The organism is Variovorax sp. P1_H12_2 (genome assembly GCF_056405335.1).
Genome location: NZ_JBFUCI010000212.1, coordinates 1 through 10,650 on the forward strand (window position 1 = coordinate 1; position 10,650 = coordinate 10,650).

Annotated in this window: 12 protein-coding genes; 9 read left to right on the forward strand and 3 right to left on the reverse strand. The window is 68.2% G+C overall.

Annotated features, from left to right (window positions below):
• The 3 genes from AC1D2K_RS20275 to AC1D2K_RS20285 all read left to right on the forward strand — a co-directional run.
• On the forward strand, nucleotides 1-258 hold a 258-nt coding region (locus AC1D2K_RS20275), incomplete at its 5' end, for a response regulator transcription factor (protein ID WP_478090624.1).
• A gap of 120 nt (nucleotides 259-378) precedes the next feature.
• A complete protein-coding gene (locus tag AC1D2K_RS20280) occupies nucleotides 379-2,445 on the forward strand; it encodes a carbon starvation CstA family protein (RefSeq protein WP_478090625.1) in 2,067 nt (688 codons plus the stop codon).
• Nucleotides 2,442-2,657: a YbdD/YjiX family protein gene (locus AC1D2K_RS20285; protein WP_478090626.1), complete on the forward strand. Its 216-nt coding sequence runs from the start codon at nucleotides 2,442-2,444 to the stop codon at nucleotides 2,655-2,657. The genes AC1D2K_RS20280 and AC1D2K_RS20285 overlap by 4 nt, the downstream gene beginning before the upstream one ends.
• A 25-nt stretch (nucleotides 2,658-2,682) precedes the next feature.
• Here the strand turns inward: AC1D2K_RS20285 and AC1D2K_RS20290 are convergent, their stop codons facing one another.
• The 3 genes from AC1D2K_RS20290 to ygfZ form a co-directional block, all read right to left on the reverse strand.
• Nucleotides 2,683-3,723, reverse strand: coding sequence for an MBL fold metallo-hydrolase (locus AC1D2K_RS20290; protein ID WP_478090627.1), 1,041 nt, complete (start codon nucleotides 3,721-3,723; stop codon nucleotides 2,683-2,685).
• A gap of 48 nt (nucleotides 3,724-3,771) precedes the next feature.
• Complete coding sequence (locus tag AC1D2K_RS20295; RefSeq protein ID WP_478090628.1) at nucleotides 3,772-4,431, reverse strand: peroxiredoxin; 660 nt, start codon at nucleotides 4,429-4,431, stop codon at nucleotides 3,772-3,774.
• Between the two features lie 186 nt (nucleotides 4,432-4,617).
• Nucleotides 4,618-5,541, reverse strand: coding sequence for a CAF17-like 4Fe-4S cluster assembly/insertion protein YgfZ (gene ygfZ / locus AC1D2K_RS20300; protein WP_478090629.1), 924 nt, complete (start codon nucleotides 5,539-5,541; stop codon nucleotides 4,618-4,620).
• Between the two features lie 82 nt (nucleotides 5,542-5,623).
• On the opposite strand from ygfZ, the gene mltG reads away from it, so the two are divergent.
• The 6 genes from mltG to AC1D2K_RS20330 all read left to right on the forward strand — a co-directional run bounded on the left by mltG (nucleotide 5,624) and on the right by AC1D2K_RS20330 (nucleotide 10,207).
• Nucleotides 5,624-6,643: an endolytic transglycosylase MltG gene (gene mltG / locus AC1D2K_RS20305; RefSeq protein WP_478090630.1), complete on the forward strand. Its 1,020-nt coding sequence runs from the start codon at nucleotides 5,624-5,626 to the stop codon at nucleotides 6,641-6,643.
• On the forward strand, nucleotides 6,640-7,272 hold the full coding sequence (gene tmk / locus AC1D2K_RS20310; RefSeq protein WP_478090631.1) for a dTMP kinase: 633 nt from the start codon (nucleotides 6,640-6,642) through the stop codon (nucleotides 7,270-7,272). Before mltG ends, tmk begins: the two co-directional genes overlap by 4 nt.
• The gene (locus tag AC1D2K_RS20315; protein WP_478090632.1) at nucleotides 7,269-8,288 is read left to right on the forward strand and encodes a DNA polymerase III subunit delta'; all 1,020 of its coding nucleotides are present in this window, start codon (nucleotides 7,269-7,271) and stop codon (nucleotides 8,286-8,288) included. The genes tmk and AC1D2K_RS20315 overlap by 4 nt, the downstream gene beginning before the upstream one ends.
• A complete protein-coding gene (locus AC1D2K_RS20320; protein ID WP_478090633.1) occupies nucleotides 8,285-8,659 on the forward strand; it encodes a PilZ domain-containing protein in 375 nt (124 codons plus the stop codon). The genes AC1D2K_RS20315 and AC1D2K_RS20320 overlap by 4 nt, the downstream gene beginning before the upstream one ends.
• A gap of 82 nt (nucleotides 8,660-8,741) precedes the next feature.
• Entirely contained in the window at nucleotides 8,742-9,548 is an 807-nt protein-coding gene (locus tag AC1D2K_RS20325; protein WP_478090634.1) for a TatD family hydrolase, read from the forward strand.
• Entirely contained in the window at nucleotides 9,545-10,207 is a 663-nt protein-coding gene (locus AC1D2K_RS20330) for an ankyrin repeat domain-containing protein (RefSeq protein ID WP_478090635.1), read from the forward strand. The genes AC1D2K_RS20325 and AC1D2K_RS20330 overlap by 4 nt, the downstream gene beginning before the upstream one ends.
• Nucleotides 10,208-10,650 lie beyond the last annotated feature (443 nt).

Here is a 10,650-nt window from a genome sequence, read left to right on the forward strand (position 1 = left end):
ACGTTCCTCAGTTCGGCGGTGTCGCAGCGGCTCTTCGCCAACCAGCAGCCGCGGCCGCTGCTGACGCCGCGCGAGAGCGAGATCCTGTCGGCGCTCGGCCGCGGCGACTCGAGCAAGCAGATCGCGCGCGACCTCGGCCTCAGCGTGCGCACGGTCGAGGCGCATCGGCAGAGCATCAAGCGGCGGCTCGGGCTCGAAGGCCAGTCGGCCCTGATCAAGTACGCCGTGGAACACGCCCGGGAATTCAAGAGCAGCTGATCGGTCGCCTAGGGTTATCCCTTAGGTGGTGCCACGCACCCGATTCGCGCGGTGCAACCGATGCAGGCGCGGCCCAGGCTCGCGAAACTCCCGGGGGTTCATTTTCCGGAGACATTCCCAATGCACAGCATCCGCCGCCACCTGGTGTGGCTCGTCGTGGCCGTGGTCGGCGCCTTCGCGCTCGGCACCGTGGCCTTGTCCCGCGGCGAAGCCATCAATGCGCTCTGGATCGTGGTCGCCGCGATCTGCACCTACCTGATCGCCTACCGCTACTACAGCCTGTTCATCGCCACCCGTGTGCTCGGCCTGGACGGCAGTCGAAAAACGCCGGCGCACCGCCACAACGACGGCCTGGACTACKTGCCGACCGACAAGAACGTGCTGTTCGGCCACCACTTCGCGGCCATCGCCGGCGCCGGTCCGCTGGTCGGCCCGGTGCTCGCGGCGCAGATGGGCTACCTGCCGGGGCTCTTGTGGATCCTGGCCGGCGTGGTGTTCGCGGGCGCGGTGCAGGACTTCATCGTGCTGTTCATCTCGACCCGCCGCGACGGCCGTTCGCTGGGCGACCTGATCAAGCAGGAGATGGGCACCGTGCCCGGCATGATCGCGCTGTTCGGCACCTTCATGATCATGATCATCATCCTCGCGGTGCTGGCGCTGATCGTGGTCAAGGCGCTCGCCGAATCGCCGTGGGGCACCTTCACCGTGGCGGCAACGATTCCGGTCGCGGTCTTCATGGGCCTCTACCTGCGCTACATCCGGCCGGGCCGCATCGGCGAGGTCTCGGTGATCGGTTTCGTGCTGCTGATGGCGGCGATCTTCGGCGGCCAGGCCGTGAGCATGAGCCCGACCTGGGGCCCGATGTTCACCTTCGACGGCAAGGCCCTGACCTGGATGCTGATCGGCTACGGCTTCGTCGCCGCCAGCCTGCCGGTGTGGCTGCTGCTGGCGCCGCGCGACTATCTGTCGACCTTCCTCAAGATCGGCACCATCATCGCGCTGGCGATCGGCATCGTGTTCGTCGCGCCGACCCTGCAGATGCCGGCCGTGACTCAGTTCGCGCAGGGCAACGGCCCGGTCTGGTCGGGCAACCTGTTCCCGTTCCTGTTCATCACCATCGCCTGCGGCGCGGTGTCGGGCTTCCATGCGCTGATCTCCTCGGGCACGACGCCGAAGATGCTCGACAACGAGCTGCACGCGCGCTTCATCGGCTACGGCGGCATGCTGGCCGAATCCTTCGTCGCCGTGATGGCGCTGGTGGCGGCCGCCTGCATCGACCCGGGCGTCTACTTCGCGATGAACAGCCCGGCCGCGCTGGTCGGCAGCACGCCCGAAGCAGTGGCGCAGACCATTTCGGGTTGGGGCTTCGCCGTCACGCCCGAGATGCTCGTGCAGACCGCCAAGGACGTCGGCGAGAGCACCATCCTCGGCCGCGCCGGCGGCGCCCCGACCCTGGCGGTCGGCATGGCGCACATCCTGCACCAGGTGATCGGCGGCCAGGCGATGATGGCCTTCTGGTACCACTTCGCGATCCTGTTCGAGGCGCTCTTCATCCTGACCGCAGTGGACGCAGGCACCCGCGCCGGCCGCTTCATGCTGCAGGACCTGATGGGCAGTTTCGTGCCGGCGCTCAAGCGCACCGACTCGCTGCCGGCCAACCTGATCGCGACCTTCCTGTGCGTCGCGGCCTGGGGCTACTTCCTGTACCAGGGCGTGGTCGATCCGCTCGGCGGCATCAACACGCTGTGGCCGCTGTTCGGCATCTCCAACCAGATGCTGGCCGCGGTGGCGCTGATGCTCGGCACCGTGGTGCTGTTCCGCATGAAGCGCGAGCGCTATGCCTGGGTGGCGGCGGCACCGGCCGCCTGGCTGCTGATCTGCACGCTGACCGCGGGCTGGCAGAAGATCTTCTCGGCCGACCCGAAGGTGGGCTTCCTGGCCCATGCCTCGAAGTACGCCGACGGCCTGGCGCAGGGCGTGCTGATCGCTCCCGCGAAGACGCCCGAGGCGATGGCCCGGATCGTCTTCAACGACCGGCTCGACGCCGGGCTGTGCGCGCTCTTCATCTTCGTGGTGCTGAGCGTGCTGGTGTACAGCGTGCGCAGTGCGCTGGCCGCGCGCCGGGCCAACCACCCGACCACCCGCGAGACGCCGTTCGAACCGATGGTGCCGTCGGCCGCCGCATGAGGGCCGCCGGCGCCAGCCTGGCCGAGACCGGGCGCTACCTGACGCGCTCGCTGGCGCAGTCGCTGCGCCTGATGGTGGGCCTGCCGGACTACGACACCTACCTGAGCCACATGGAGCGCACGCATCCGGACCAGGCCCCGATGAGCTACGAGGCCTTCTTCCGCGAGCGGCTGGAGGCGCGGTACGGCGGCGGCAAGGGACGGTGCTGCTGATGAACACCGCGCGGCTTCGCGCGGCTCAGGGTTCCCGGCCGGTCTTCAGCGGATAGCCGGCTTCGCGCCAGGCCTTCATGCCGCCATCGAGCGCGACCGTGTGCAGGAAGCCCATCTGGCGCAGGGTCGATGCGGCGAGCGTCGAGATGTAGCCCAGCTCGCAACAGCTCAGGATGCGCCGCGTCGGGTCCGGCAGGTCCTGGTTGACGCGCAGTTCGAGCTGTCCGCGCGGCAGCAGCCGGGCGCCCGGGATGTGGCCGCCCTCATAGGCATCGCGTTCGCGCACRTCGAGCACGATGAGGTCGTCTTCGGCGGCCTCCACGCGCCCCTTGAGTTCGGCCAGCGACATGAAGGGCACGGCCGCCGTGGCCTCGGCCAGCAGCCGCGCCACCGTCTTGCCGCCGCTCATGTTGGTGCGCAATGCTTCGGTGATGTGCGTGGGCATCGTGAGATTGAGGCTGCGCATCATCTCGACGAAGTCGCCGCGCTCGCGCTTCTGCAGCCGCGGGTTGGAGGCGAGCTCCTCCGCGATCGTCGAATGGCTGCGGCCCTTGTAGTCGTGCGCCGGGCACACCTTGAGCGCCGGGTCCAGCCGCAGCACGCGGTTGAACAGGCTGTCGTAGAGCGCTTCCGGGTCGCCGCTCGGGAGGTCGGTGCGGCCGGTCGCACCGATGAGCAGCGTGTCGCCGGTGAAGAGGCGATCGCCCACCAGCAGGCACATCGAGTCCGCCGTGTGCCCCGGCGTGTGAAGTACCTGCAGCCGCAGCTTGCCGAGCACGACCATTTCGCCGTCGCCGAGCCGCATGTCCACGAAAGGCGCCGGGCTCGCCCGGTGCATGACGACCGGCACGCCCAGTTGGCGCGCGAGTTCACGGGTGGCCGAGAAGTGGTCGGCGTGCGTGTGGGTATCGATCAGGTAGCGGATGCGCACGCCGTCACGGGCGGCGAGGGCGATGTAGTGATCGATCTGGCTCAGCTCGGGATCGATCAGCGCGGCGGCGCAGGTTTCGTCGCAGCCGACCAGGTAGGACTGGCAGCCGCCGGTCGCAATCTGCGCGAAGACCATGGGGCGTGTCCTGCGACGGTTGGTTCGGCGGCTTGCGGTGCGCTCGGATCAGCCCGGCTGCTTGACGACGCGCAGATAGGGCTTCGGCGACTTCCAGCCGTCGGGAAACAGCTTCTTGGCGTCATCGTCCGACACCGAGCCGGCGATGATCACGTCCTCGCCGTTCTTCCAGTTGACCGGCGTGGCGACCTTGTGCGCGGCCGTCAGCTGCATCGAATCGAGCACGCGCAGGATCTCGTCGAAGTTGCGGCCCGTGGTCATCGGGTAGGTCAGCATCAGCTTGATGCGCTTGTCGGGGCCGATCACGAACACCGAGCGCACCGTGGCGTTGGTCGCCGCCGTCCGGCCGTCGGAGGTGCCCGGCTCGTCGGCCGGGAGCATGTTGTAGAGCTTGGCCACGGCGAGGTCGGTGTCGCCGATCATCGGGTACGTGGGCAGGTAGCCCTGGGTCTCCTCAATGTCCTTGGCCCAGCGGTCGTGGGCGTCGACCGGATCGACACTCAAGCCGATCAGCTTGGTGTTGCGCTTGGTGAACTCGGGCTCGATCTTCGCCATGTAGCCGAGTTCGGTGGTGCACACCGGCGTGAAGTCCTTGGGATGCGAAAACAGGATCGCCCAGCTGTCGCCGATCCAGTCGTGGAACTTGATCGGCCCCTTGGTGGTGTTGGCCGTGAAGTCGGGTGAAAGATCGTTGATACGCAGTGACATGTCCGCTCCTTGAGAGAGGTCATCGACAGAAGCCTGCGGCCGGCGAAGATGCGACCAACGTTCTGCTGCCGCGGGACCAACGGAAAGTACACCACGTTCGGGCGCAGGAGACAAGCGCGCCGGCCCCAAGAGCGGCGGGCGCCGCCAGCAGGAACGGCTGCCGCCTGCGTGTGCTTCGTGCCGGCCCTAGATATCCTCCAGCAGCGCGTAGGGCAGGGGCTCCACCGTGAGCGCCGGCCCATCGGCAGACCGCGCATGCAGCCCGCCGGCGTCGACCGCGGCGATCTGGATCGAGATCAGCGCGGCCCATCCGCCGCCCGGTGCCGGGGCGGCCTGGGCCACGGTGCCGACCGGCTGCGCCGCATCGTTGGCCGCGAAGACTTCGTCACCGGCCGCCACCTCGTCGCTGGCCTGCACGATGTAGGTGCGCCGCTTCAAGGTGCCGCGGAACTGGCTGCGCGCCACGATTTCCTGGCCCGGATAGCAGCCCTTCTTGAAATTCACGCCACCCACCGATTCGTAGTTGAGCATCTGCGGCACGAAGGCTTCGACCACCGGCGTGCTCAGCGTCACGATGCCGCTGCGCACCTCGCTCCAGGACCAGAGCGCCGGGTCCAGCGCGGCGCCCTGGGGCGCGGCACTGCCGGCCGGTGCGATCCACAGCGCGCGCGGAACGCCGTCGGACGGGTAGAGAGTCACCGCGTGGGCGGCGCCGACCGCGCTGGAGCGCCCCGGCGGCGCGCCGGCATCGACGCCGTTGGCGATCAGCGCGGTTCCGGCCATGCCGTAGAGGACGAATTCATCGCTGACGTCGCTGAGCTTGGCCTTGGCGCGCAGCACGTACATCGACAGCCGCTTCAAGGTCGCGGCGAGGATGTCGCGGCTGCACACCAGCAGGACCAGATCGGGCTCGGGCCGGATGCCGACGAAGCTGGCGATCATCCGGCCCTTGGCGGTGCACAGCGCCGCCAGGCGGGCCTCGAAAGCGTCGAGCAAGGCGAAATCCTGGGTCAACTGGCCATGCAGGAAATTCGCGGCATCGGGGCCAGCGGCTCGAATCACACCGAGGTGGGAGAGGGCGGTCACGCCATTCAGAACGACAGAGGTCATCGCTGAATTATCATGGCCTGCTTCGTTCCGTTTGGCCCGCAGGGCTACCTCGTTTCTCTGTTCGCCTCCTTTCCCGGAATCCGTGCGCCGCTTCTTTCTCACTCTTTTTCTGCTGGCCTCCCTCGTTGCCCTGGCCGCGGGCGCAGCAGGCCTCTGGTGGGTCAACCAGCCGCTCAAGCTGCCCGCGCCCAGCGTGGATCTGTCGGTCGAGCCGGGCACCACGCCGCGCGGCATCGCGCAGGCAGTCGCCGACGCGGGCGTCGACGTGCCGCCCCAACTGCTCTACCTGTGGTTCCGCTTTTCGGGCCAGGACCGGCAGATGCGCGCCGGCAGCTACGAACTGGAGCGGGGTGTCACGCCGCGACTGCTGCTCAACATCCTGGTGCGCGGCGAGGAGGCGACACGCAGCCTGGCGCTGGTCGAGGGCTGGAACTTCCGCCAGGTGCGCGCGGCCTTGGCCAAGGCCGAACAGCTCAAGCCCGAGACCGTCGGCCGCAGCGATGAGGAATTGATGGCTGCACTGGGCCGGCCGGGCCAGCACCCGGAGGGCCGCTTCTTCCCCGACACCTACACCTACTCGAAGGGCTCGACCGACATCGCCCTGCTGCAGCGCGCCATGCGCGCCATGGACAGGAAACTCGAGGCCGCCTGGGCCGCCCGGGCCTCCGACTTGCCGCTCAAGACGCCCGACGAGGCGCTGATCCTGGCCAGCATTGTCGAAAAGGAGACAGGCAAGGCCCAGGACCGCGCCGAGATCGCGGCCGTCTTCGTCAACCGGCTGCGCGTCGGAATGCCGTTGCAGACCGATCCCACCGTCATTTACGGCCTGGGCACGCGTTACGACGGCAACCTTCGCAAGAAGGACCTGCAGGCCGACACGCCCTGGAACACCTACACGCGCAACGGCCTGCCGCCGACGCCGATCGCGATGCCGGGCAAGGCCGCGCTGCTGGCGGCCGTGCAACCGGCGCAGAGCCAGTCGCTCTATTTCGTTTCCCGAGGCGATGGCACGAGCCAGTTCAGCCGTTCGCTCGATGAGCACAACCGGGCCGTGAACCGCTACCAGCGCGGCGGCGATCCCAACCAGCGGAGTGGGCAATGAAGGGGCTTTTCCTGACCCTCGAAGGCATCGACGGGGCCGGCAAGTCGAGCCACCTCGACGCGCTCGAGGCGCTGTTCAAGGCGCAGGGCCGCCAGGTGACGCGCACGCGCGAACCCGGGGGCACGCCGCTCGCCGAAACCCTGCGCGAACTGATCCTTGTGCAGCCGATGGACGCGTTGACCGAGTCGCTGCTGGTGTTCGCGGCGCGGCGCGACCATATCGTTCGCGTGATCGAGCCGGCGCTGGCGCGCGGCGACGTCGTGCTGTGCGACCGCTTCACCGACGCCACCTTCGCCTACCAGGGCGCGGGCCGCGGCTTCGATGCGGCCGTGCTGTCGGCGCTCGAGCACTGGGTGCAGGGCACGCCGGGTGAGGCTTCCAGCCCGCTGCTGCAACCCGACGTCACGCTGTGGTTCGACCTCCCGCCCGAGACCGCGGCCGAGCGCCTGGCCGGCGCCCGACTGCCGGACAAGTTCGAGTCGCAGCCGGTCGAGTTCTTCCGCCGCGTCGCCGCCGGCTATGCCGAGCGCGCAGCCGGTGCGCCCCGCTTCGTGCGTATCGATGCCGGCCAGTCGCGCGACCAGGTCTGGCAGCAGGTCGAAGCGGCGCTGGCGGGGCGCGCCCGATGACGGTGGATACGCTCCAGCCCTGGCTGCGCCAGCCGCTGGCCGAACTGCTGCGCCAGCGCGGCCATGCCTGGCTGCTGCAGGGCCCCTCGGGGCTCGGGCAGTACGAACTGGGCCTGTCGCTGGCGGCGACCTGGCTCTGCGAGCAGCCCGACGAGGCCAAGACGCACGGCGCCTGCGGCCATTGCCCGAGCTGCCACGCGATCCAGGTCCGCACCCACGCCGACCTGCTGGTGCTGATGCCCGAGGTCGCGATGCAGGCCCTGGGCTGGCCGCTGGACGAGAAGTCGCAGGCCGACATCGACGACAAGAAGCGCAAGCCCAGCCGCGAGATCCGCGTCGAGGCGATGCGCGACGCCATCGGCTTCGCCCAGCGCACCAGTGCGCGCGGACTCGGCAAGGCGGTGCTGGTCTATCCGGCCGAGCGCATGAACCTGATCACGGCCAATGCGCTGCTGAAGACGCTGGAGGAGCCGGTCGGCGACGTGCGCTTCGTGCTGGCCAGCGAGGCCGCGTGGCAGTTGCTGCCCACCATCCGCAGCCGCTGTCTCGGCTTCACGCTGCCTTGGCCCGAGGGTGACGCGGCCCTGGAGTGGCTGGTCGGGCAGGGCGTTCCCGCGGGCGATGCGCCCGGCCTGCTGCGCGCGGCCGGCGGCCGGCCCAGCGACGCGCTGCGCCTGGCCGGCCAGGGCCAGTCGCCCAAGGCCTGGGCCCTGCTGCCCAAGGCGATGTCGCGCGGCGATGTCGGCGCACTGGCCGACCATGCCCCGGCCCAGGCCATCGGCGCGCTGCAGAAACTCTGCCACGATCTGATGGCCACGGACTGCGGTGCCGAACCGCGCTTCTTCGAGCCCGCCGACCTGCCCGCGGCACCGCCCCGGGCCGCGCTGGCGCGCTGGTCCCGCTCGCTCGCGAATGCGGCAAAAACCGCAGAACATCCGTTCAATGCGGGCCTGATGCTGGAAGCGCTTGTGAGCGAGGCGAGAACCACCCTAAACTCGGCACGCCGCCGCCCATGAACACACCTGCCGCTCCTTCCCCCTCCGCCCCCGTCCGGCCCAGCGTCATCCAGTTGGCGATCAAGGAAAAGGGCGCGCTGTATGCGGCGTACATCCCGCTGTTCGCCGAAGGCGGGATCTTCATTCCGACCTCGCGCGAGTACCGGCTGGGCGACGACGTCTATGTGCTGCTGACGCTGCCCGAAGATCCGCAGCGCTATCCGGTGGCCGGCAAGGTCGCGTGGATCACGCCGGCGCGTGCCGCGGGCAACCGCGCACCGGGCGTCGGCATCCGTTTTCCCTCCGACGAGAAGTCGCGCCAGCTCAAGGCGCGCATCGAAGAGGCGCTGGGCGCCACCCTGGCCTCCGACCGCCCGACCCAGACCATCTGAGTCCGGCCCCCATGACGCGAAGCCGCGGTCGCTGCGGCGGCCGCGCCATTCCGGGGCTGCCGACGCCCAAGCCGATCCTGCGATGTTCACCGATTCCCACTGCCACCTGACCTTTCCCGAGTTCGCGGACCAGATGCCGCAGATCCGCGCCGCGATGGCGGCCGCGCAGGTCGACCGGGCGCTGTGCATCTGCACCACGCTGGAGGAATTCCCCGAGGTCCAGGCCCTGGCCGAGCGCCACGACAACTTCTGGGCCAGCGTCGGCGTGCATCCGGACAACGAGGACATCGCCGAGCCTACGGTCGAGGACCTGGTGCGGCGCGCCGCGCTGCCCAAGGTGATCGCCATCGGCGAGACCGGGCTCGACTACTACCAGATGGAAGAGCGCAAGGGCGGCCGCAGCATTGCCGACCTCGAATGGCAGCGTGACCGCTTCCGGGTCCACATCCGGGCCGCGCAACAAACGCGCAAGCCGCTGGTGATCCACACCCGCGAAGCCTCGGCCGACACACTGGCGATCCTGAAGGAGGAGGGCGAGGAGGGCGGGAGCCGGGCGGCCGGCGGCGTGTTCCATTGCTTCACCGAGACTGCCGAGGTGGCGCGCGCCGCGCTCGACCTCGGCTTCTACATTTCGTTCTCGGGCATCCTGACCTTCAAGAAGGCGCAGGATCTGCGCGACGTCGCCGCCTTCGTGCCGCTCGACCGGATGCTGATCGAGACCGACAGCCCGTACCTGGCCCCGGTGCCGTACCGCGGGAAGACCAACAATCCGTCTTACGTGCCCTTCGTGGCGCAGCAGATCGCACAGTTGCGCCAGCTGCCCGTCGAGGTGATCGCGAAGGCCACGAGCGACAATTTCGAGACCCTGTTCAGCGGGGCCAAGACATGAGAAATCACTTTAAAAAACTTCTATATCTTGCTGTTTTTGCAGCATCTTTTTCGGCACAGGCAACAGATTCCGACGACTTCTTTCGGGCCGCCCGGGCGGACAACGTCAGCGGCATCAAGAGCCTGCTGACCAAGGGGTTCGATCCCAACACGCGCGATGACAAGGGGCAGACGGCGCTGCTGATCGCGATACGGGAACCCTCGCCGAAGGTGATCGATGTGCTGATCGATTTCCCCAAGACCAACATCGAGGCCCGCAATGCCAAGGACGAGAGCCCGCTGATGCTGGCCGCGATCAAGGGCCAGCAGGAACTCGTGACCAAGCTGATCGCGCGCGACGCCGACATCAACAAGCCTGGCTGGACGCCGCTGCATTACGCGTCCACGAGCGGCCAGGTCGCGATCATGAAGCAGTTGCTGGACAAGGACGCCTTCATCAACGCGCAGTCGCCCAACGGCACCACGCCATTGATGATGGCCGCGATGTACGGATCCGCTGCAGCGGTCCAGTTGCTGCTCGACGAAGGCGCCGACGTCTCGATGAAGAACGAGCAAGGCATGACGGCCGCCGATTTCGCCGAGCGCGGCAAGCGGCCCGACGCGGTCCAGCTGCTGGGCGCAGCTGCGAAGCCGAAGCGGCCGGCTGACGGGAAGTGGTGAGCCGGCGGGTCCGGATGATGTCCCCGGCATCGCGCGGCTGACGCCCAGGTTCACATTCAACGCGTCACGGCTTGCAACCAGCGGCCGTTGATTTCGTAGGCCTGCAGTCCACCCGTTTTTGTCAACGCTGCTTTCAAATGTCGCAGCGCCAGCGAAGTTGAAATGTCGCATTTCTTCTTTCTTGAAGGACTCCAGCGAACGCAGTGACCGCCTTGCCTCTGCACCACACGTCCTTGTCAGCCGAAGGCCGGAGCGATCGGTCGGGTTTAACGAGTTGAATGAACTGCTTTCGGAGGACGTTGACGCGCCTTTGAGTTCGAAGCGCTGGGCGAGGGGGTCGTTGATTTACAAGCCTTGCGCAATGCCTGCTCGAATTCTTCGACGTTGAACTGCCGGGAATGCGCGACTCCCGGTGCTGCCTTCCTGGGTCGCGGAAGCTGGCC

Coding starts and splice junctions, on each gene's coding strand:
- AC1D2K_RS20325 (WP_478090634.1), top strand. CDS start 8,742: ATGTTCACCGATTCCCACTGCCACCTGACCTTTCCCGAGTTCGCGGAC.
- AC1D2K_RS20285 (WP_478090626.1), top strand. CDS start 2,442: ATGAGGGCCGCCGGCGCCAGCCTGGCCGAGACCGGGCGCTACCTGACG.
- AC1D2K_RS20320 (WP_478090633.1), top strand. CDS start 8,285: ATGAACACACCTGCCGCTCCTTCCCCCTCCGCCCCCGTCCGGCCCAGC.
- ygfZ (WP_478090629.1), bottom strand. CDS start 5,541: ATGACCTCTGTCGTTCTGAATGGCGTGACCGCCCTCTCCCACCTCGGT.
- AC1D2K_RS20315 (WP_478090632.1), top strand. CDS start 7,269: ATGACGGTGGATACGCTCCAGCCCTGGCTGCGCCAGCCGCTGGCCGAA.
- tmk (WP_478090631.1), top strand. CDS start 6,640: ATGAAGGGGCTTTTCCTGACCCTCGAAGGCATCGACGGGGCCGGCAAG.
- AC1D2K_RS20330 (WP_478090635.1), top strand. CDS start 9,545: ATGAGAAATCACTTTAAAAAACTTCTATATCTTGCTGTTTTTGCAGCA.
- AC1D2K_RS20295 (WP_478090628.1), bottom strand. CDS start 4,431: ATGTCACTGCGTATCAACGATCTTTCACCCGACTTCACGGCCAACACC.